Annotated in this window: 1 protein-coding gene (running past both ends of the window); it reads right to left on the bottom strand. The window is 66.0% G+C overall.

This entire window lies inside a single protein-coding gene on the bottom strand: locus tag AB0M45_RS21745, encoding a glycerophosphodiester phosphodiesterase family protein (protein ID WP_364331931.1). The 93,477-nt coding sequence extends 28,431 nt beyond the window's left edge and 39,651 nt beyond its right edge, so the window shows coding positions 39,652-65,046, spanning codon 13,218 (complete) through codon 21,682 (complete); the first complete codon in reading order (the gene reads right to left) occupies positions 25,393-25,395. Both the start codon and the stop codon lie outside the window.

Below are 25,395 nucleotides of genomic sequence, written 5' to 3'. Positions count from 1 at the left end.
CTCCAGCTCGGCAGACCGCATCTCGGTATCGGCGTGCACCACCAGCCCATCCATTACGGGCAGACCGGATTCCGATGTGCCCATGCTCGAGTCGGATGTACCGGATTCGGCACTCCTGCCTTCCTCTGCGCCAACTGGATCCGGTGGTACGGCAGGAGCTGCGTTCGGGCCGTTGGAACCGTACCTTCCCATTGCTATTTCTGCCAGCACTTGCGGCGTGATTTCCCCGGCTATCGGCACGCCACTTATGTGCCATTCCGATGTGTCGACAAGCTCTGCGGCGCCTTCCGATTTCCGATACAGCACCCGGTACACAAGACCGGTCAGCTCCTGGGAATCGACTGCTGTCACCGCGGAACCGTGCGCCACCAGCAGGTTGACGAACGGCGCGTCATCACCATGCAGATCAGCGGCGATCTGCCACGCGGACAGATCGACCCGCAACCGCCGGCCTGTCGCCTCCGCGAGACTTTCATCTTGTCTCGGTACCCCCGGCTGGAATCGCAATTCCACTGCCACCGAGCCGGAGTCGCCAGCCGTGCGCCGCAGCACGTCGTAGTCGGATACCATCGCACGCATCGCCGACTCGATATTGCTCGGGCTCGCATCGGGCGCCAGCACGTGCACGATTCGCCACTGCGCGGTGTCGAAACGGCCGAGCCGGACCCGCATCTGCGGCATCAGCACTTCACGATCCGGGTGTCCCGGATCCCCCGTGTCCGCGATCGGTGTCGGATCCGACGACAACACCAACACCGGCACCGGACCATCATCCGCGGCCAGCGGGACGAGCCCATCGGCCAGCTTCTCGAGACCCCGGATCAGACTCACCATCTTGTGATTCATCATCCGAGCCAGCGGCAACCCAGCCTCCGACATCCGACGCATCAGAATTCTGCGATGCGCGGCGTCGAGCACCTGCTCCGGCATACCCTCCCGAATCAGACGGTCCGGGCATTCTCGCAGCAGCAACTGCAGCGTTTCCCAGGACAGTTCGCCCTCGCCTTCCCCGTGGATGTACAAGTCGGCGATTCCGGCCGCACTTTCCTGGGCAACCTCAACCTCGCTCAGCATCCCCTCCTCGCCCGCGACCTCCTCTTCTATCGCGGCCAACGTCGCCAAGACTCGCTCTACCACCCCGAGTTCGACGGCATCCAGTGGCCGCCGATCATCGTCCGGCCAGCGCGGTCCCAACTCGAAACCATCGTCCCGCGACGGTGTCCCAGACGGCGGCAGACCCGAACCCCATCGCGGCGGTGCACCTATCCCGAATCGCAGTGGCGCGGTATGTCCCTGCGCATCCGCAAACCGCCGCACCCGTCGCGCCCGCCGGTTCAAATCGTCACTCTCAGTGCGATGGTTCGACGGCTCGGAGACGGTGGCATGCGCACTGCTACCCGCATCGTCCTCGGCATGCTCGGATCCGCCGCCGGACGATGGTGCAAGTGGTTCCGCATGCAGCCCGGCGATGCCGAAGCCACGAAAACCGGGTCGCTCGAGGTTTTCCATGCTCGCCGGTGGCGAGTCGGCACCGCCGATGACAGTATCGACCGGCGCTTCGGGTTCCGCCGGGCCGGGGCGGCTCGGGCCGGGGTCGGTGTCAGGCGCGGGCGGTGGTCCACTGTCCGGCCATTGCGCGAACGGACCTGGGTTAGTAGATGATTCGTGATATTCGCACCAGTACCACTTGGCGCCGTCGACGAGCACCGTGAATCGGACGACCCGACGGCCCGGTGCGCCCGTCATCGTCGCGCGCACGCTGACATCCGGGGCGTGTGTTCCGATGACGGCAACCATCACCCGGCCCACCGCGTCGTTGATCTGGTCGCGGTTCGTCCAGTCGGCCAGCAACCGGTATCGGATGTGGCGCTCCAGGAACCCCAGGTCCGCACTGTCCTGACGCACCTCCCACATCGCCTCCACTACGCGGCGCCGGCTATCGGCTCCGAACAGGTGCAGCGTGAGCCAGAGGTGATCGCCATCCTCGACTCGGACTTCCACCTCGGATCCGGCGACCCTGTTCAGCAGCGCGCGCCCGCCACGCTCGAGCAGTGCGTCGTACACCGTCGAACGCGCCTTCTCTCCGGCGGCATCAGTGCATCCGGCCGCATCCAACCAGCCGTTCAACCACCGGCCGGTGATCGCGTCGAACGGATCGCCAATCTCTATCGCGTCCTCGCGGCGCGCGGCCGACTCGGGCAACCGAGCTCGAGACCGCGCGATGACGTCGACCTCGAACCAGCGCACCCGGCCATCGACGGTGGCGAACGAGCCGTGATGCGCGTCCCCGACCACCGGCGCGACCCCAGGCACAGACGGCTGGTCGCCGCGGGTGTCGAATACCGCGACTCTCACATACGTCCGGTCCTGCGTATCGTGCAGTTCCACCACCAGCACTATCTCGCCGCGGCTGTACGCTGCTGCCTCGTCGACCAATTCGGCTGTGGCTGTGCGCAATACGTCCACCCGCCGCGGATCACTACCGGGCGGCATCGCATCCATCACCGCGTGCGCGACCGCACCATCCACCGGCGCACCACCATCCACGCGCACCACCGCGCGGCGACGATCGACGGCCTGTCCGGTGTCGACCCGCGGCAAACCGGCAGCCACATGCCGATCGTTCAGCTCGCGCACCTCGCGGTCGGCCGCTACATACTGCTCGGCCAGCCGGGCGAGTTCAGCAGTGCGAGTATCACCCAGCACAGCCCGCAACCCGGCGATCGTGTTCTGAACCCACCCCGGCCCCAACGCCTCCCGATCGAAGGTCCGATCTATGTCGAGACCGAGTTCAGCCACAGCATCGGCCGCCAGGCGATGCACCGCGCGAGCCAGCTCGTCGCGTCGGGACATGACATTCCGCAGCCGGCTACCACCATCCGGGTCAGGGAGTACCGCGAAGGATTCCGGTGCGCCGATAGTCTCCGACGAACCCACGTCGTCGAGCCGGGGTGCCGGTTGACCCGGCGGATCCAGCACCGCCCTGTCCGGATCATGCTGACCACTCGCGTCTGCCGCGAACTGTGCCCAGTACTCGCGTTCGGCCTCCGCATCCCACTCGGCGTCCGGATCGCCACCGAACACCGATCCACTCGGCGCCTGCTCCTCGGTTCCCCCTTCCTCGAACGGGCGGGAGCCATCGGCAAGCTCGCGCGGTACACCGCCGTCTCCACCACGCCGGGATGGATTCGGATGGGGTCCTCCACGCATCCCCAGTCCGAACGGCGGCACCTTCCGCGGGCCTCCCCCCAACATCGCCTGCAGAACCGCCTTACCCCCTAGCGCCTCGTGGCGAGGATCCGCAGCGAAACCACCGCGATTCGCCGACGGCACCGTGGCCGCTTGTGCGTCATCGGTGGACGAGGTGACGCCTCGCTGACCATCCAGCGAGACCACTCCGATCTCGACCTCTGTATCGGCCGGATCAGCAAGCAACGGTCGGCTTCCGACAAAGTCGACCGTGCGGCCGCCACCGGGACGACCGACCACCAGCGTAGGCACACCCTCGCGATCCGCAGCCGTGAAGGCGACGGCACTGAAGTCGGCCAACAGTCGTGCGGCATGGGCGTGGGTTGCGGCGATATCGACGCCCCGGTCTGCAGGTACCAATGCATCGCTGATGCGATCCGCTATCACCGACCTGTCCTCGACCTGACGGGATACACGCACATCGACACGCACGGCGCCACCGATCGGCTCGCCCGCGACACAGCTGACCCAGTAATCACTCCCCTCGGCGTCCGCGATCGAGATGACGACACCACCGCCCACCCGGCGGCCCGAAATCCGCAGCAGTCCACCACGAGTCAGCGCCGCCTCCACGACAGCCCGGATGCGGGTCGCCGGCACCGCCAGGGCGTCCAGCAGCCGGTCCACCTCGGCGAGCGCGGCGGCGCGCGAGACAGTGCTGCCGTCGACGTCCTGCTCGAATCGAATGTCGCCATCGGCAAGTTCGTGCGGTGCACCGTCATCTGGGGTGTGCCCACCGTCGTCGGGCGTTCGCCCCAAGGACGAACGGTCGAGCAGCACGTAGGAAGAACCATCTGGATGCGGCTGCCACGGCCAGTCCGGGCCCTCGCCATGAGCCTCCGGCCAGTGCCCAAGGGACAGACCCGGCGGTGTGATGTCACCAGACTCCTCGACCTCGACCGTGCGCTGGGCGAAGTCCACCCTCAGACGCACGTCGCGGCCGGCGGCATGACGCCTGGTCATGGTGTCTTTCACCCGCTCGACATCACTGCGGTCCAGACGGCGCGTCCCGGCAAGATAGTCCAGCATGACATGCACCGGATTGATCACGGCGTAGCTCGGCATGGTCGAACGGCATGTCACACGCAGCATCCGGTCGACACGGTTGGCGCCCTCAGCGGTGACAGCAAGCCACGGCCTGCCGCGATCGTCCAGGGAGATGGTGAACGAGGGGGCCGGACCGACGTCCTGACGATCGATAACGAAACGTCCTCCGTCAACGGCCTGCAACGCACTTCCGATCAACTCCATGATCGGCCGGCGAACGTCCTCGAACCGTGACGTCAATTTCATTCGCAACGCATCAGAAAGCCGCTTCGTTGCGGTAGCCGCAGTCCAGGCAAGACCGGCAGCGTCACCACCGCGATCGCTGATCCACCGCGCGCCGGTCTCCCACCCCTTTCCTACTTTCTCACCGTTGATCTCGGCGGTGACCGTCCGGCTGCCCGGAGCGCCCTTGATATCCACAGTGACCGTCACATCACCGTTGGCGCAGGCGGATTCGTGCACCTCGACGCAGTGGCGGGCCAATGCACCCTGACTGCTCACCACGCGCTCAACGATGTCACCAACACGATCGGCGGTGTTGTAGAAAAGGTCGACATCGTGCTCGGCCACCGACACCTCGATCTTGACGCGATCGAGAGCAGGAGTGGTCACCCGCAACCACCACTCCTCGGACTCCTCAACAAACCCCCTCACCTCGTCGCCGGCCGCAGTGACCCGCACCCGGAATCCATCGGGGGTATCGGGCAACCCTCGCCGCACCGTAGCCGCAACGATCTCCGCGATCGCAGCATCCGGAATACGCCGCGCCACCTCGGCGACGAACTCGTCATCGGAAACACAGTCCGACCGGTCAATGGTGATCGGACCGTATTCCGAGTCGGTCTCGGACCCACGACCGCTGCCCTCGTCTGCATTGCCCGGAACCGAGTTCGCACCGTCCTCGGGAACGCCGCGTTCGGCGTCATCCCCGTCGCCACCGGTCGATGACCAACCGGCATGGCGGCCGCCGCGCATCGGCTTGCGGGAGGGGGCCGGTCGCCGCGGGCCGCCTGCCAGCAAGTGCCGCAGCCCCCCTCCGAACGCCTCGTCCTCGGGACGGACGTCGGCGCCGAAGCCGCTCGGCACCTGCCTGTCACCACCAGGGTCCGACTCGCCGAACCTCTCGCCCGCCCCTACACCTCGGTCGCCCGGTCCAGATGACGCGAGCGCCTCGTCACCTTCGTCGTCGGCGTGGGGATCTGCCGTCGAGCCGTCCGGCGCTGCTTCCGGATCGTCGACGGAAAAATGCGGCACATGCGTAGATGTACCGTCTCCATGGTCGTGTCGCATCGACTCGGCAAGAGCACGCCACCCTGCTCGGCTCCCAGACGGAGGCAGCGAACTCATGTAGTGGGTCAACTTGCCCAAGTTCGAGCCCCGCGCCCCCAGCACACCACCACTGAATGTGGACGGTGACGAGAGAGAGTCCATCCAGACGAAACCGGGCTGCCATGCGGAACGTTCTTGCGAGAGATACCGCTGTGGCAGATGAAGGACCGAATCAGCGTCGCTCATCCGTAGATCTGTCCAGAATGTCTCCCTACCCGCTCCGGCGGCGCGGGCAGCACTCGCAAAGATGCTCTTCGTCTGGTACCCGCCAGCGAAGCAAACAGAAACTGTGTCGATGCCGCTCGCGTGCAGACGTCCACCCATCGGCAGGAGTCCATGCCTCCTCTGTTCGCGTCCGACATGGAACAGCCCGACGAGAACGGCCATCTTGACATCCGTTCGATTCCGGACGATCCCGCTTACCGCAGCGGCCAAGTACTTTTCGCGCGCCTCCTCGGATGGCCGTGTCGATTGATCGATATCGATCGGGACAATGGTGATCCCCTCGGCAGCCATGGCACGCACCACCTCGGTACAGCCTTCGAACGGGCCACAATGCACACCCTCGAGGCTCACCGCCTTTCCCGCATTCAATGCGTCGAACACTGGATTCGGCGGTGCCTCGATACCCCAGTGAGTAACGCCGGCCCGCCGCAACGCGCCCGCCTGCCGCGCCAGGTACATGCGGATCGGAGTACTGCTATGGTTCTCCCCCAGCAGCAGAACCTGGTTGCCTTCCAGCAAGCTGTTCCAGCTGACCGGTTTCCGCCGCTGGACGGCTACCTCCCATTCGTCGCGACCGGATATCGGACCGTGTTCCGAGTCGGTCTCGGCCCCACGACCGCTGCCCTCGTCTGCATTGCCCGGAACCGAGTTCGCACCGTCCTCGGGAACGCCGCGTTCGGCGTCATCCCCGTCGCCACCGGTCGATGACCAACCGGCATGGCGGCCGCCGCGCATCCGCTTGCGGGAGGGGGCCGGTCGCCGCGGGCCGCCTGCCAGCAAGTGCCGCAGCCCCCCTCCGAACGCCTCGTCCTCGGGACGGACGTCGGCGCCGAAGCCGCTCGGCACCTGCCTGTCGCCACCAGGGTCCGACTCGCCGAACCTGTCGCCCGCCCCTACGCCTCGGTCGCCCGGTGCAGATGACGCGAGCGCCTCGCCACCTTCGTCGTCGGCGTGGGGATCTGCCGTCGTGGCGGAGGACGTGGCCGCGGCGGCTCCGTCCTCCGGCATCACGGCAGATCCGATTGCGTCCACCGGCGCATCACCGGGCTCCTCGTCGGTGACGAATACGGCTGTGACCCAGTCGATTACGGTTCCATCGTCGTCGGAGCGCCGGCCCGCTTCGTAACCGTCCGCTTGGCGGCCGATCCATTCTCGGTCCGCGGCGGGGAACGAGGCTCCGCCACGTTCGATGTGCACCCGCAGCGCCCGCCGTCCCTCGACCACCGATGAATCGACGGTCACCGACAGCGGATGGTGTCGCTCGAGCAGTGTGTTCAGCATGCTCAAGGCACGAGGCACAGTGCCCTCGAGCCCGGAGGCCACCTCGGTCAGCCAGGTGTGCAGACTCGGGATGGGAACGGCGCGCCGGGCAACGAATCGCATCCTGGTGGCTGCCGAGGTGCCATGGGGAAGGTCGAATCGCACGATCAATGCCGCGTCTTCGAAGCCGTGCAGCGCGTTATCGGTATCCGCGCAGCCGATTTCGATCGTGTCACCCTCGAACGCCGCCGCCAGGGCCAGTTTTCCGTATTCCGCCAGCAGTCCGTCGATGCGACCGTCCCCGAACAGCCGCTGTAGCAACGGATGCAGACCTTCGAACATTCGGCCCTGCGCCTCGACCACGCGGGTGTATGAGTGCGAGTCCAGCAGGTCCCAGCTGAGCCGCAAGCGCCTCGATGCCTGTTCCCCGGACGCGCTGAACGTCCACAATCGCCTTCCACCACCATGACAGGAAGCCTGGAGCGTGCCGTTGATCAAGCTACATGCCAGCTCCTGCCCGGATTCGACCGCGATGAGTTGTACGAGAACCGCCAGCTCTTCGGGATAAGGTGCGTCCTCTCGCTGCTTCTCCAGAAGGCTGATGACCTGATCGCGCGCCGGATGCTCATCGGTCGCGGGGGCGTAAAGCCGGAACCCACCGAGCCGTTCCTTCTTGAACCTCGCTCTACCGGCTCCGTTAGGACGCTTCACGGTCAGGGTCGCCATCTCATCGACGAAGTCAACGTCCCACACGGATTCCAGGCCCGAACGGTCGACTTGGCTGTCCGACCGGAGGAGGTCCGTTGGCAGCGTGTTATGGATCTCGACCGTGGGGGCGGCATCCGAATGCACATACTCGAACGTGCACCGACCACTGGGTCCCGGGACCGAGGGAAGTCCGTTGCGCAGCGCCGCCGCCATGACTCGGACCTGATCGCTCGCGGCAGGCAGGCCATGAGCCACCATCCGCTGGACCACCCACGCAACGACCTGTTCGAACTCTTCCGATGTACCACCCGCGACGGAGAACTGTGTGTCGAGCCAGTCCTCGCCCGAAACGGCGGCCAGGTGGCGGCGGACGGTGCCGCGCGCCCAAGCCCGGTAGGCGATGCGGGTGACGCCTCCAGACATGAGCTCTCTGATCTGAATCGAGCTCAGCGGTTCGTACAGCACGGTACGGAGACCGGCCTTTGTCGACGTCGGCAGCATGTCCGAGTATCTGTTCGCGTCCTCGCCCTCCAACACCATGGCCCTCTCCCGGGGTGCCATCCGATGCCGGATCTCACGGGGGCGGCGCGCCGGCATCATTCGGCTCGCTCGCTCCGGGGTGACGTTATCGAGGACGACCAGAATATCGCCGTGTTTCTCGGCGCACTCATCGACGATGGCGACTTCACGTTCGTCGCTGGATCGAATCTCGTATTGTCCTCGAGAACGTTCCAAGACGGCGAGCATGGACCACGTCTCGGCTTCAGCGGAGCGTTTGCCCGTACCGATTACTTTCTTCTTCGCCGAGAGCACAACTCGTGCTCGCCGGGCGAGGCGCATTGCTTCGCCGAGGGTGATCGCGTTCAGATCCTCGAGCGCCGCACCCGCAACGGGTGCTTTCGTACCGAGGACCGGAACGCCATCGACCACGATCACGGGGACCCAGACCGTCGAGGCCCCCGATCGCAGTCCCCGCAGAAAATCAGCGCGGTCACCGTTCTCGCAGATGTAGTCGACCGTGACAATGCCGCCGGTGCCTCCCGATCGGGCAATCAGCGGTTCCACGCGATCGATCTCGAAGGGCAGCATCGGCGCCGGAACCAGATCGGGGCGACGGGTTTCCACACCGTCGGCACCGCGTCCGATCGCGACGGCCATGTCCTGCGCGCTGTCCGCGCCGCGGGCGATCACCGGTATCTCCCGAGTAGCCAGCAGGAGATCCGCCGTCAGGTCACGGAAGTCGATCGACAGGGACGACGAGCATTCCAGCAGCTCGTCGGACGGCGTCTTGCCCCGCTTGACGACACCGACGAAGTCCATTGTCTCGGCCGCGTCCGTCGTGGACGGGAGGAGTTCCCGCACCTTTTCCAATACGCGCGGATCACTGCTGCACACACGTGAAACATTCGTTACGCCCGAACCGGACGCCGTTACCGAACGAACGAAGGCGTCGCTGTCCATTTCCGACAGACCGTCGGTGAGAAAGACCACCGAGAACTTGCCACTCCATTCGGTCTCGGCGGCGAGCATGAGAGCTTGCTGAAGCGAGAACGCTCCTTCCGCATACACGTAGCCGAATGCTCTCTTGGCAATCTTGGCAATGTCTTTCGCAGCGGTTCCCGCGGGCACGACGACTGCTACGTGATCCGCGGTCCACGCGAGGCACAGTTGAACCGAGGCCACATCGGATCGAAGCATTCGTCCCAGCCCCTCGATACCGCCATGATCCGCGACGGCATGGACCGCGATGCCCGGATTCGTACTACCCGGCGCCATCGAGGGGCCCGGTGAACGATCCGAATTCGACTCCACGCCGTACTCGGCGAGAACACCGCGCATTCGACCGGGGTGGTCCGTGACCACGCCGACGACACCCAACTCAGCCAGTTCACGGGCTGCCACGGCACCGTTCACCGCGCGGCACACCACCGGTAGCCGCGCGCCGCGCCGCCGCCGCCCGAACCACTCGACCATTCTGCGAGCCGCGGCCCCGTTGTGGGCGATCACCATCGTCGCACCGCACTCGCGCGCCATAGCAGCGACCTTGCTAGGACTCGCGCCTGCGTCCAGGGTGCGGCCGACCGGCAGTCCAGGAATTGCCAAGGAACGCAGAATTTCCGGCGTCTTGCTCTCCCAGCGATAGCGGATATCGTATTTCGCCAGGACCGCCGCACTGCGCACCGCGAATTCTCGAACGAACTCCTCGGTTGGATCATCGTTCCAATCCTTGCCATTGCAGCGCATCACGACCGCTTTGCCCCGACCGGAGACCACGCGTCCGAATTCATCGAGGGACATCATTCCGGCCCGGAGGGCCTCTTCGACGGTCCCGTCCGCGATGGCGCGGCGTGTCGGAAGCTGCGCGGTGTCGTGGCAGTTCAGATGGGAAACCATCGGCACGCCTTCGATCATCCAGACATCGATACCGATGACATTGGCACCGGAGTTCACCGCGGCGGCAACCGTGCTCGGCGTCGCCATTGCCAGGTCGAATTGCACCTCGAATTTCGCCAGCCGCCCGGCCGCTATGTCCTTCGGGGACAGCCCTTCGGAAGCGCCCTCGGCGGTCCGCCCGCGCCTCGCCGATGTACTCGACGCCTCGACTCCGCCACCGGTTGTCAAGGAATTTCTCGCGGTAGCAACATGTTCCGGTTGAGTGAGGGAAATCGCGTCCACACCGAGCGCCGACCATGCGGGTACTTCCGCGGCGCTGTCCGCGGTCCCGATGACGCGCAGCTCGCGAATCTGCCTGGCCTGCAGCAGGAGCTCTCCGGTGAGCGACCGCTCATTGAACCGGATGTCTGTCGCACCGTACGCCCACGCGGTCCTCGGCAGATTCACCTGTTCGGCATCACCGATCCACTGCATCACCTCCGGACCGCCGCCGACATGAGCCACCTTGGCGCGAGCATCCCGAGCGACTTCGGAAACGGTCTCCAACAGCGGCCAGTACGAACTGCCCACTTCGTACGCAACCCCCGTGCCGTGGATGTCCAGGACCGCCGCACCGAGCACACCCCGCAGGCGCAGCAGAATGTCGCCGCGCCAGTGCGGTTCGGGATCGACACGAAGCGAGATGACCTTCCCGGCCCGTTCTGCCATTGCTGCCAGTTCCGACAACAACGGCAGTCCTTCGTCGACGCACACCTGACCGGCCCTGTCCATGGTGACCGAGACCTCGATGACGGAAGCCTCCGACTCCATCGCCGCTTCCCACGTGTCCGCCCGTGCCGTGCAATAGATCTCGTGCCCGCGGCGCCGCTCGGGTCCTTCCTCGCCGGTCCGAGATTCAGCAGCGAGACCCGACCACGTCCCGGCCAGGCCGTCCAGCTGGGAGTCTTCGTCACCGCTGTCGACCGGTATGTCCGACATCGCGGCCGACCCGCCGAGCATCGGAATGTCCCCGAGCGTTATGCCACCGGTTCCGGTCAACGCGGCCAGTTCGGCGACAGCATCGTCGGACAGCACGCCGCTACCGCCGTACCACTTCCGGTCCGCCCCCCGCACCGCCACGGGCGTCTCGCGCGAGGACATCGCCACGATCGCCTGCATCCGCTTCTTCGGCCCCAGCTCGCCGTCGGCAGCGACGAACCGTACCGAGAACGCACCGTCGCGCCGCCACACCGCCGACCGGAAGTCCGGGCGGCGATCCAGTTCGGCGGCCACCAGCTGAGCCAGATCCGGGCGCTCCGACGACGACACGATCAACTCACCGGCTTCGAGCCGAAAGCTCGGAACACCCGAATCCCCAGCGTCGGAACGTGATTCCGGGTCGGAACCGTGACCGTCGCCGCCACGCTCACCATCACCAGGCTGCGTCTGCTCGGATGACGTCGGAGCGACACGATCTCCGGCCGGGGAGGGTCCTTGCTCGGCGCCGGGGCCGGCTCCTGCCGTCGCACCCGGGAACCCTTCGATCAAAGCGCCGTTGGGCTCGGCGACGGTGACCGAGCCGTCGGCATCGACCTGCCAGAACTCGATCGGCGTCGCATCGGGGTCGACGACGGCCCTGCCGAACCTCGCCGTGATCCGCGCCACGGCCGCGCGCCGAGCAAAGTCGTCATCGGCCGGATCGACGAGCACTACCAGTTTCCGAACCACACCCGAGGTGACGAATGCCGCTCGGTCGGTGATGAAATGGGCGTCGGCCTCGATCAGTGCGCGGATCCCGGTTAGGTGCCGCGGTCCGAAGGCGCTCGAATCCATCTCGGCCGCAATACCGCTCGTCCGCCGCGTGGGCCCGCGGTCTTCGTCCGGCTCCGCCAGCGCCGCGTCGTACGCCGCGATCAGCGCGTCGCTGATGGCACTGTCGAATGCGGCCTCGTCCCCGGAGGCCGCCACGAGCCGGGTCGCATGATCGATCGCCCAGCCGGTGCGATGAACCGTATCCGCGTACGCTTCCGACGCCTCGATCAGTTCACTGAGCCGAACGTACCGATCGACGAGCGGTCGAAGCACGGACGCGGACGGCTGGTCGGCGAACGCTCTCGCGAGTACTGGCTTGAACCTCGCTCGCAGCGCAACCAGCTCACGGATGTCGTCCGGCCCCGGGTCCCCCGTGGGGGCGTCGACGCCCGCAGCCGCCGCGGGGGTGGAGACTCGAGCGGCGGCCTGTTCGCGTGCGCGATAGGCATCGCCCACGGCGACGAGCGCGCTGACGCGCGATTCCATACGGTAGTAGCCTTCGGCACCTTCGATCCAGTTGTCGTGGGCGGTGATCAGCAGGTTCAGCCGCGCGGCCGCGGCCTGTTCGCTCACCGGGAGTCCGGCGAGTTGATCGCTGTACTGCTTCCGTATCCGACGCAGGTCGACCAGCGGCACACCGGGTGGGAAGTCTGCGGGGTCACGACCGTGGTCGGTCAGCTGGGCGAGGAATCCCGCGCGCGCCGCCCTCGCTTCGCTCAGTGCGAGGTCCAGTTCGAAACCGAGCCCGCTGTCCGTGCCGACAGCGGAGTGCTCGGCAACCCATGTGGCCAGCTCGCCCATCGCCCGGTGCAGAACCGTGGCTACCTCGGACGCGGTGAGGCCGGTCGCTTCCGCCGTGCTCGTCACCGTCGCGTCGGGGCTGAACATCATTGTGAGAACCTGCGCTTCCACCGGCGACAAGTTGTGCCGTCGCTGGTTCACAACGCGTGGCGTCGCGGCCGCGAGCTGGGACTCCCACCGCAGGAATTCCGCCAGCTTGCGGTAGCCGCGGCGGTACCGTTCGGTGCCTTCGGAGTTCGCACCGGAAGCCTCTGCCCCGTCGGTCGTTCCTGCCACGGAGAGGTGGGATTCGACGGCGTTGCGCTGGTCCCTCGGCAACACCGCGAGCCACCGTCGATACCGCTCGTTGTCGTGCTCACGGACGAATTCGGGCAGGTCCTGATCCGAAGCATCGCCTGCGTGGACGGTCACGGTTCCCGCGCCGTCCCGGGCAGGTGTGGTGGTGGCGGACGTCTCGACGAGCGTTCCGGTCGCCGGCGACGACAATGTGCCCGCACGCGCCGCACGCAGCTCGGCACGCACGTCGAGGAGTACCTGGCTGACGAGGACCTGCCGCAGCGCCAGTTCCTCGAGCGCGCCGATGATCGCCACCTCGCGTACGGACCCGGCCGGGACCAGCCGCAACTCGCGCACCAGACCAGGCAACCGATACGCGTAGAGATCCGCGGAGTTCACCCGGGAGGGCAACGCGGCGACCAGCTCGTTGATCCGCGCGGCGAGCATGCCGAGCACCTGCTCGGCCTTGATGTAGCGATCCACCAGTTCGGGTGGATCGGACTCGGTCGGTCGGATCGTATCCCCCACGCGCGCAGCGTGATACACGACGTCCAGATAGGCCTTCTCCTGCGCTGTCGCCGCCGCACGCAATCCGGGCACTTCACCCAGGTGATGCAGGGTGTCTTCGATGTGCTCGCGGTGGAAAGCCTCGGGTCCGAGGTCCCCGGCTCTTGCGCGGGCCGCCTCCTGCGTGCCCAACCGCGCCGCCTCCTCGACCGCGCGCAGGTACCGGGCGAGCGCTTCGGACAACGCTGTGGTGGCCAGGGTGAACGGTGTGTCGGCGGCGGCACCTTCGGCGAACACATCGGACAGATGCGCGGCGGCGAACCGCTCGTTCTGAGCAGTGCGGTCGTTGTTCGGCACCGCTTGCAAGTCGTCGTGCGCGTCGATGTGCGCGCGCACCACGTCGGCGAGATCGTCACCCTCGCGCGGCAGCATCGATTCCAGTCGGCGGACCCTGCCGACCAGCTGCGAATATCGTTCTGCCAGATCGGCAAGAGTCTCGAGGCGATCGGATTGCTCTTCGAGATCGGCGATCTCGCCGGCCTGCCGCTCGTCGTCCGAAAGCTCCGCTATCCGCTCGTCCAGTTCCTCCAGCAGCGTGTCGAGCTCGGCTGCCAGATCTCGCGCCGTCCGTGGATCGACCTGCCCCTCGAGCAGGTCCGCTGTCGAGGGATCTGCCGCCAACCGATCGGCGAGCTGCTTCCGCGTCTTTTCGCTGGCAACGACATCCTCGGCGTACAACTTCGCAACCTCGGGACCCAGCACGACTGGTGCGTCAACACCGCGGGCGTCTCCCTCAGCGGGTTTCGCGAGCAGCGCGGCACGCGCACGCTCGCCGTAGTGCACTCGCGTCCATTCCGCGACTCGGAGTAGTGGCGCGAGTTCGATCAGCGCCGCACGCCGCTCTGGGTCCGCTGCCAGCACGTCTTCGTAGACACTATCGCCTCGTGTCAGCCACAGCCGGGGATCGGCGGCCGTGATCCGGGCCCGGACGCTGCGGTGCTCGACGAATGCAGCGGCGTATGCGTGCGTCGCCGTCGCGAAATCAGCGCCGGTGCTGGCGGAGGGATCGTCCGCCAGCCGGACGAACCCCATAACTTCCGCATCGGAAAGCCGGTACAGCAAAGCCGTTTCCGCCAGCCGGTCCATCACCGCTCCGGACTCGGGCGAGAGTTGCCCACCGGAGGAACCCGACACCAAGTCGTCGACCGTCGCGCCGATCCGGTTCGGATGCAAGCCATCGGCCGCCGTCCGAAGACCGAGTTCGGCGATGGTCGAAAGGATCGCTTCGGCGTGTGCGGCGCGACGGCGGTCGGCCGCCAACAGCTCCCACAGCAGGTCCGGCAGAACCTGCGCAGAGCGCAGCCGTTCGGATAGGGCGGAAAGTTCAGCAATGCGCGCGCCGTAGTAGTCGACGTTCATCGAGGCCGTGCGATCCTGCTGGATCAGCTCGAGCAGGGTGGCGTACTCCGGCCGGTCGCTGCCGATCGCCGACCCGGCCGCTTCGGCCGCGGTGGCGAAACGCTCGTGGTCGAGGACGGACGCCGGATCCGCACCCAGCGCGGTGATCTCGTCGCGCACACGGTCCCGGATCTCCGCTGCCTCGGCATAGCCCGCGCGCGCTCGTCGTTCGGCCTCGCCCGAGCACGCGGACGTGAGCTCGCGACGAGCATCGTCGACGGTTGCTCGTGCGCGATCCAGCAGAAGATTCAGATCTCGGCGCTTCCACCCCATCGATGGACTGGAAGCGTCGAGTTCGGCGAGGTCTTCCCGTGACTGCGCCGCGGCGTCGAGGAGATGCTCGGCGCGACGCACGATGACCAGGAGAGCGTCCGGTCCCGCACCGGATCCCAGCTCCTGCTCGATCTCGGCGCGCAACGTCGCGATGCGTTCCCGCAGCGCGGCCATTTCGTGATCCGCCCTGCGCCGCCACTTGGGCACCAACGGATCAGGGCTAGCGTCGGGGCCGGCCGGAGTTTCAGCAGGGGAGGCGGATCCACGTTCGCCGCTACGGGGTCGCGTATCGGCGGCGGCCGGGCCGAGAACATCTAGCAGCAATTGCCACGCTGCCAGTGCCGGTGACCCGACCCCGGTGGTCCGGGCACCCGGGCGTGCTTCCAACTGCCTGGTGACTTCCCCAAGCACCGGCCGGTCGAGGATCCGGCCCAGGTCCGAACTGCGATTCTCCACAATGTCGGTGCGCACGGCATCGGTGAGGCCGTGCCACCAATCCGCGACGGTTTTCGCGCGGGAGGCCAGTCGGCGGCGCTGGGAATCCGCTGGGTCGCGTGGGGTGTAGAACCCATCCGGGCCTTGGGCGTGGAATCCGGGGGGCGGATTGCCAGACCAGCGGGATGTCTGTTCGAGCCGCGCGATTTTCGCGTTCGCCTCGGCGAGCTGTGCTTCGAGTGCGGCAATATGCCGCTCCGCCTCGGCTGCCTGGCGTGCATCGGCTTCCTTCTGATTTTTATTGTAATTCGTTCGGTGACGCATGAGGTCGCCCGGCTGCGCGGTGACGGGGTGTTCCCGCAACTTCTCGGCGAGCTTGGTGCGGTCGGCGAATATCTCGCGGAGAAGTTCGACGGCTCGCTGGAATTCCCGCGCCATCCCGTATCGCAAGCCGGCGATCATCTGCGGCTCGGTAGCAAGGGTTTCGTCGACTTCGAACCCCGCACTGTTGTAGTACAGGCCCAGCGCCTGTGCTCCCGTCCCCACCGGCACCATCTGATCTCTCATGTACTGGCGCAGGAAGACCACGCTGAGAATGCTCTTGTTGCGCATGTACGCCAGCGCATCCCGCAGATACGCGCCCAGATCGAGCGCTTCACACGTACCGGTGCCGTCCTCCTCGGTCAGCCGCATGTGCACATCGCCGAACCGCACGTACCGGCACAGATTCTTCCCACATGGCTTCCTGTCCTTACCTGGCTCCGGGTCTTCCCCGGGCACCGCACAGTGGCCACCGGCATCGAACTGCAGGTCGCCTGTATCGGGTGCGTGATGATCCCGGCAGGCCCAATACAGCTCCAGGAAACCGCTGTTCTGGAGATGGGTCGCGTTTTCCAGAGTTTCGATCAGATAGTCGATGGGGACATTGCCCTCGTCCACTTTCACCTGATCTCGGAGCGGGACACCGAGCTCGTCGGCGTAGAACAAGCCCACCATCAGCGAATACGCCTTGGCGTCATCGGTGTAGGTGGTGATACCGTCCGACTGCTCCGCGATGAGGGGAATGTCCAGTTCGAGGTCGGCGAGGACGGGGTTCCGTTCTTTCAGCTGTTTCTGCTTTTCCGCCAGTTCGGTTCTGCCGGGCTCCTCATGGAGGCTGTCCTCGAGCATGACGATATGTACCCGTGTGCCACGCAGGATCTCGTAGATCGTGGCCGCGATCACGGCGCCCAGGATCTCGTCGAGCGGCGCGTTCGCGAGCGTGATCGTGATGCTTCCGTCGTCGTTCAGCTCCATGGCTTTGCAGTAGTACGGCCCGGCACCCTCGACCTCGATGAATAATCCCTTGAGATAGGCCATGGCGATCTCGAGGACGGGAGTGTCACCGATTATGGGAATTACCGGTTCGATACCGTGCTCGGCGTTCCAGCGTTCTCCGTCGAACAACGCGTCACCACCGCACGCGCGGCGCATCCCGTATTCATATCTGGCCGTGATCTTGTCGATCCACAGGGACCATTCGTCCAGATCGTGCAGCAGATCGTGCTGCCGCCTGTCCGCTTCCCGCAGCGACCATTCCTCGGCCCATTCGCTGATGTCCGCCGCATTGATCGATTCTTTGTATTTCTGGTGCACCCGGTCGATGGATTCTTCGATCCAGCGCTCCACGACGTCCTCTTGTCCAAGGATGTCGGCTATCATGTCTTCGGCGCTGGCCCCTTGGGAATTCCACTCGCGGACCGACGAGTCGTCGAGGATGCTGTGGGCCACCCTGTCGATAAGTGCGGCCCGGACGAATCCAGCGACCGCGCCCCCCTCCAGCATCTCCGTCGCCAACTGGTCCTGGCGATGCCGTTCGGCTTCCTTCCATTCATTCTCTCGTTTCTTCCACTCCGCCGTGGCCTTTTTCAACTTCTTTCCGGAAAGTTCTCCAGGGCCGGGCCGGTCTTCCGGGTAGATGAGATTTCCGTCCGTGAACCATTTCTTCGTGGACAGGAGGACCAAGAGATTGTCGTCCAGAATCGCCAGCAGATCGTCTCGCCGGTCCGGATCCGCGATGATCCCCGCCGCCGAACGAATTATTTCGCCGCGCGCACCATCATCGGCCAGGGCCGCCTTCAGCTGCCGCACCAGCGCCCGGCGCCCATACACCTTCGCGTCGGAATCCGGGTCTTTGGCAGGGGGCTTTTCGGTAAAGAACTGGTCGCAGGCCTGATACGCCTTGAGCCGGTACCCGACGGGGCCGAACAGATCGCGAGAAACACCGAGCATATTCTCGAACTGATATGGGCGATTCGCCTGGTTCTCGACCAGATACCGGTAGGCGCGGTCGATCTCCTCCGAAGTGAGAACATCGGTCCGGTACAGGGGCCGGCCGTTCCGCTCGTCGACTGTGGCTCGGCGCACCTTGTCGAGGATGGACGCCACATCGGCCGGAATACCCATGCCATCGGGTACGGCCGGTTCCGGAAACGCATCCGGCCACCACGGCAGGAACATCCGCGTGAACGGATCCCAGCGCGGAACCGCTCCCCGCAAGGCGGGGTTCTCCTCGAGGTTCCGTAATTCCTCGCGCAGCCGCGCGACGCGGGCGGTGGCCTCCGCGAGCCGTTCCCCGGCATTGGGCATCACCCGGGAAGACCCGGTCAGCCCCGCGGCGTTCGCGTCGATTCCCGCGAGGCGCTGTGCCCGTTCGGCGCTCTCCAGCTCGTCCCGGACCAGCTCGGCCATGGTTTCCGGTGCAGTGACGTACTCGGTGTTCCTGCCGGTATTAGTGGTCAATCGCACCGCGGGTTGCCTGTTGCCGGTATCGCTGGTCACCTCCGCGGCAATCGCATGGAGTTCGCCGGACTCCGCGGCCAATGCACTGAGGAAGGCGTCGAGCGGGCTGCGGTAATCCCTGCGCTTCACGATTTTCGACCCACGCCCCCACACCTCGAGAAGCTGCGTCCGCACGGTATCGACCAAAGCGTCTCGCGCGCCGTCGCTCATATTGCGCGTGTCCCATGTACATCGGACCGTGACATCGGTTCGATCGGCCCGCCGAGAAGCGGGTACCGAAATCCGGTGGTACGGCGTCCGGTGCGAGCCCTCGTACAGCGCGATTTCCACCGACCCGTCGTCGCGGGCCGTCACGGTGAGCCGGGTGTTTTCGGTCATCGCCGCCGCCAGCCATTCGGCCAGCCAGGAAATCGACAACTCCGGAACGGTGTCGGTCAGTGTGGCCCCGAGCGCGGCCAGCTTCTCGATCGTGACCTCGCCGTCCACCCGCCCGGTGAATGTAGCGGTGCGCGGTGAGAGCTCGATCCACGAAGACCGCGCACCGACACCGGTTACGTTGTGGGCGACCAGAGTGCGCTGGTGCGTACCCTTCATCTCGATCCGGATCGGTGCCGCCCCGTTCTGGATATCCGCCAGCCGGCCTATCCACGAGGCGGCCATGGGCAGCCGATCCGCGGGCAGGCACCGGACGACGGCGTCCAGCACCTCGTCGCGTTCTTCCGCCGTCAATGCGGTACCGAGCTCGGCAGCCGACCACGGTTCGTCCCCGGGCGCCTGCTCGGTGAGTATCAGCCGGGTACCGGCGCCTTCGGCATCGCGCACGGTGACGCGGACGCTCGAGCCGTCCAGGATCTCGGTCGTCGCGTATGCCGGACCGGCGCACCGCAGAGCCGCATCCACCACCGGATAGGTATCGGAGAGAATGTCTGCCGGTGGCTCGGCGCTCGCTGTGTCCGGTCGCGACACTGCCTTTCCGAACCGCCGCACCTGCGCGCGGGCATGAGCGTGCTGCACGCCTTCCGGCTCGGCCGGAGCCTGCTCCGATGACGTGGACCACAAGGCGTCCACACGCCTGACTGTCCTGGGATCACCCTCCGGACCGACGACGTCCAGCGTGACCTGTCGCTGTCCGGATCCGTCGTAGAACTCCACGAGCAGCCATGCGGAGGAGTCGGTCGACCATATCGATGCCGTGACGGAACCGGACGGCCGCTCCGCCGTGATCGCGGCGACCTCCGCGGTGCACGCACCGAATCCGTGGCTACTCAGCCAGTCCGCGATTTCCATGGCAGCAGTTCCCGAATCGCTTCCGCTTTCCGCCGTGATCGACACTCGATCAGTGGGGCGCGGTCCGGGGCTCACCGTGGTGTCCGAATCCACGGGCCGGCGATCGCCCCGCGCGGCGGCGATCGCCGACAGTGCCTGCCGCCCGGCCATGAGATCGGCATCGAGCACGGTTCGCTTCGCAGCACGGATCGGCATGCGCCGGTCCGAAACCACTTCCGGTTTCCAGACGCCCCGCTCGGCGTTTATCGCCACTCGGACCGCCGGGCGGTTGGAGCCGATCTTGACCGCCCGCGCATCCGCGAGCATCTTCGGAAGGACCGCGTCCTGCTCGTCCGGCGGCAGGTCCCGGACAGCATCGTAGATGCTGCGCTCGATCATCGGGTCCGCAACACCGAGTGACTTCTCGGGAACCACCGTCGTGGACGTATGCAGCGAACCGTCGCGTTCGTGCACCGCCAGCTCGTACCACGGTGTGCCGTTCTCGACGAGAACCAGCGAGACCTGACCTTCCCTGACCTGAACCCGCACCTCGCGCACATCCCGGTCCGAGTCCCGAGCCGAGCGCAGGGCCGCGGACAACCGGTTCCGGATGAGTTCCGTCCACTCCGCGGGAAGCGCCGACATCCGCACAGCGTCGGTCAACCCGCTCGCCAGCCACACTCGTTCACGCACAGTGTCGTGCGGAATCACGAAGACGAACTCGTGTGCCACGTCGCCCGCGAAGAACCCGGCCCCCATCCCTGCCAGCGCCGAATCCTCCCAGCGGGGGAACACCTCCGACTCGCTACGCGGGAAGTCCACCCAATCCGCGGGCGGCCCAGCAATTTCCAGTCCGGATTCTGTCCAGTCCATACCGTCGTCGAACGATTCGACAGCTGTCCGGTCTGGTCGGTACCAGCGGCCGTCCCCGTCCCAATCCTGGACGTACACCCTGCCCCTGCTGATCGCCACCGGCCACCGGCTGGGCGAACCGTCACCGGCACGGTATTCGACCACGGCGTCGCGAGCTTGGTGCAACGCAGCAAGGACTTGTTGTTGCACCCCGGGGTTGCGTGTCACCGCCGCAGCCACAGCGCCTGCCCGGACGCGCGGACCGCCGACCGTCGAATCCGCCTCCTCGACAGGAAGTTCGATGGGATCTGCAGGCCCGCCGGTCGGCCGTATGCCACCGCCGCCGGCTCCGTTACCACGCCGGGAGTCACCCTCGGCACCCGCCCCTGATGAGAGCCCGCGCATCGCGTAATGCGGGCCGCTGTTGTGCTGTTCGCTCGGGGCAGGGCTGCCACCGAGCACGCTCACCCGGGATGTGTCGCCGACCCACTCCGGCAGGCCCTCTGGGTAATTTCTGTAGCGATCATCGGGGACCGGTTTGCCCTCCTCGAGAAGGGCCTTATCGCCGGGTGTGAGGTCCCTCGGGTCGAGGATCTGGATCTTGCCGTCGTCGGTGTTGCGGCCTCCGATGAGGTGGGTACCCCATGTGTATTCGCCGTTGTCGTTTATTGCGATCCAGTCGACGGCCAGTTCAATGTATGTCCCGGCTGGGGCGGTGTACAAGGTCTCGATGGCCGTCCGCAGGCCGGTTGGCGAGTAGTAGGTCTGTGTCCAGCGCTCGCCGGTCAAGGCCGAGTAGGTATCGCCCTCGATGCCGGCGAGGCCACTTCGGTAGTTCTCCTCGTCGGCGGGGTTGATCGGGAGTCCTGCCGACATCGAGTTCGCACGCCTGATCAACAGCATCAACCACGCGCAGTTCTGCGCATCATCGGTAGTCCGCTCGGCGCCCGGGGCAGGCGCTCCGGTCGCCGAACCATCGATGGCCGGAGGTTCCGTGCTGACATTCGACGTCTCAATGGTTGAATGCCGCCTGGATGCGCTCCACAGCTGTTGCCCGACAGAATTGCCCGGATTTGTCGGCACGAAAGTGCCTGGCGAGTACACCGAGTTCCGTGGTACGGAAATCGAATTCGTGTCATCGGCACCAACCGTTGGCAGCAGCCGCAGTCCGGGCACATCCGAGAGATCGGTGCCCGGCGACGGCATATCGAAGCCCGGTCGGCCGTCCACCACTTGGACCCCACCGATCACGATTCTCGCCTGGCAGTCGCCCCGGACGATGCCGTCGCCATCGACGTCCCCCACATCGAGAGCTTGGTGCCCCACCAATCTTCGCGAGACGTAGTCGTCGACGTACACGGGCGCCACTGGCACGTGGCTCATCCCGGTCAGCTTCCCGAGCAACGACCGATTGAGATCGATCCAGTCCTCGACCGCGTGGTGGACAGCCCGCTCGAACTCGGCCAACTCAGCGCGCGCGTCGAGCAGGTTCCGCAGGCGCCGTTGGTCGTCAGGGCTGCGGAGCTCCGGCGGAATCGATTGCAGGTCGGCTTGATCTCGCGTCATGGCACGCAATGCAGCGCGGTGGCGGATCTGACGCGGAACATCTGGGGATCTGCACACGTACTCCGGGTAGGTGTGCACCACTGCCTGCTGCAACCACGAGAGTCCGTTGGCTTGAATCTCCTGTCCCTCGGCCAGCGCCGACCACCAGCCGTTGAACCGGCTCACCATCGTGTGCTCAGGCAGCATCCACCGAGACGCGAGTGCTCGGTCGGCCGCGCTTCTCAGTGCGTTGTCGACGAATTGACTGGAATCACCATAAGCCGCACGCAGTTTCTCGATCAGCAGGTCGTGGATTGCGGTGGCGAGCGCCGATGCACCGGCGCCGCGAACGATATGGTTCGCGTAGGACTCCGCGACCAACTCCCCCGCATCGATCGTCCCGTCTTCGGCGATGTAGTCGCCCAGCTCCCGCTTCACCCAGGCGATCCGTTGGGTGGTCGTCGGTGCGATCCCGTGCTCGGCGATGTAGGTGTGGTCGATTACCTCCAACAATCGCTCATCGACCTGATTGTGTACTAGTAGGTGCAGGGCATGGCCGAATTCGTGGACGGCGACATTGAGCACCGGCCGGGCCAAGACCGCCGCCGACCGGGAGCCCTTGCCGAACGCCTGGGCCGCCAGACCGCGCCAACGCAGGCCATTCGAGGCGAATGCTCGGCTGATCTCGATTTCCGCGTATCCGAGCTCATCGGGAACGATGACGCCATGACGATGTCGCGTCGGTGGCACAGTGTTGCCATCGACTCGGCCCATCCACCGATCCTCGACGATCCCGATCCCCAGCAGCATGAGCTCGGGGTGTTCGAGAAGACGCTCGTCGAACGCGCGTGCCAACGCGAGCGCCACCGACCGATCCACGTCGGGATGGTCGGTTCCCGTGAACGCCATCCCATGTTCGGCGATGAACCACGCATCCAGGTCGACACCGTTATCGAAAACCAGTGGATTCCCGATGCAGTCGGCCGGGTCCACCGGCTCCGACCCACCGAGTACGACTGTCGCAACACCCGAACCACCATCTGCCACCGCGTCATACGAGGTCACATAAACCGGGAGCCGACCTCCGGCAGCGGCCGCCGCGCGCGACATCACCTCCGCGACGGCGAGCCGCGCGAGCGAGGCCTCCAAGTTCGCCGCCTCGGTGGTCGACAGGTCACGCATCGTCTCCCGGTCCCGCAGCATCGCCGACCGGTGGTGGGCATCGAGTTCGTCCCAGTCGGCGACGGGAGACGGAACCGCAAGAGCCGTCCGCGCATACGTCGGCGATTCGAGCATGGCGGGGGCTGGCCCGCCCGATGCGAACTTCGAGAATCGAACCCCCGCCAACACAGATGTGTCTTCGCCGTCGTACAGCTCCCTTTCCGGACGCCGATCGGCTTTGACCACCATGCCGAACGTCTTCGAAACGTTCTCCGGCAGCTGTCCCCACTCGTATTCCGTATCGGTGCCCACCGGGGGCTTGCCGTCAGGGAATTCGACGGTGAAAATGCGTACGTCGCCGTCACCCAGTGTTCCGGGTGCTCCCCCGTCGCGGTAGATGACACTCACATGGGCACCGGACCGGTCCGGGTCGATCGCATTCTCGTACTCTTCGACGAGAATGACGAACCCACCGAACGACGCCACCCATTGTGCCGCGTCGTCTCGATCTTCGAATCCGCCCACGTGCCATGGCGCACCCATCAGACGCGACAGAGTACGCGGACTCATCCCGAATTCGCTGACCTGCTCTGCTTGCTCGATTCGTTGCAGGACCTCCTGCAGAATTCGCATCTGCTCGTCATCGAATTCGAGAAGATGCTCGGCCGCGAAGAGAAGCGACATGGGAGCGCACACCTGCGGTCCGCCGTGGGGCTCGAGTACCGTCGGGACGCCCGATGTGTCCTTTTCCAGGTGGCCCGCGCCCCGCCTGGCCCTGTGGTCGGCATCGGCGTCGTCTCCGATCTGACCTGCGGGCGCGTAATCCGGCCCTGCTGCGGCCGCCTCGGCCTCGACCGCTCGCCCCGCCGCAAACTCCGGCTCCTCACTCGGCCTGGAAGTTTCGGCGGACGCCCACGAACCCTGGAGAGCATCGCCGAGCAGGTCGTTACCGGGCTCGCCTGCCGCGTCGTCCAGGTCGTCGTACTGCGACTGCCGGCGCACACCGTCTACCCCGTCGGGCAACAGTGCCCAGGCGGCATCCGCGGCTTCTATCCGCGCCGACATACCTTCTCGTTCCCTACCGCGCCGACGGAGCAGCTCCGACACCTCGATAGCGGCGACCGAACCCGTGCTGTCGAACCATTCACCGTCCACCTGCACCAATGCGGGCTCATGCCCGGACGAGTAACCCACCGAAACGCGCAGCAGCCTCCCTTCGCGCTCAGATCCGTCGGCATCGACATGGCGGTGCGTCACCTGTCCACGCCACGCCGCGAGCGCGAGTTCGGAGTCCTGGTCCAGCAGACGGGCCAACCACTGAGCGAGATCGGCCTCGCCGTGCGAAACCACCACCAGCCGGCCGTTCTCAACCGATGCCCGTACCCCATTGGCCTGGTGAGAAATCTGCGACCCTTCGGGCACACGTTCGATCAGGGTTCGCAACAACCGGAAGCGCACTGCGTTCAAAGTCGGCGCATTCGCACGCACCTTCGGGTCACGTGCCACCGTCGTCGGCAATTCACCCCGCAGGACAAGCCGCTCCGCCATGGATCGCAGTCCGAAGCGCTCGAGGTCGTGGAGCCAGTCCTCGACCAACCCCGGGTCGTGTGCCTGGATCGCCAGGGCGATATCTCCCAGTGCGGCCGCACCTGGCGGCAATGCGTGGGCCATCGCGGTGGCCGCGCCATAGATGCGCTGTTTCAGCGCTTCGGCCGTCAGTGTCTTGCCGTCGATTTTGACTTCAGCTGCGAGCGCGGCGAATATCTCCTCGGTACGTGTCCCGGCTCGCCTGTGCTCGAGATACCGGCGGACGAGGTCTACATTCTCCGTGGGGATGGTCCGTGCGACCGCCTCGAAGGTGCCGGTATCACGATCGAGAACATCGGCCAGCTCGTCGAGATGCTCGCCACGAGCGGTTCGCCTCGTCACCGCACGCGAGGCCAACTCGAGCAACATGCCGGTCGGAGTACTGCCCACCTCATTTGCCTTGATCCCGCCCTTGGGCCCGCCGCGCGCCCAATCCGCCTCGATCCGTTC

The sequence above is a fragment of the Nocardia sp. NPDC051787 genome, assembly GCF_040681325.1.
Classification (GTDB): domain Bacteria; phylum Actinomycetota; class Actinomycetes; order Mycobacteriales; family Mycobacteriaceae; genus Nocardia.
Note: the sequence above shows the minus strand (reverse complement) of the source record. Positions and strands in the feature narration are given on the sequence as shown.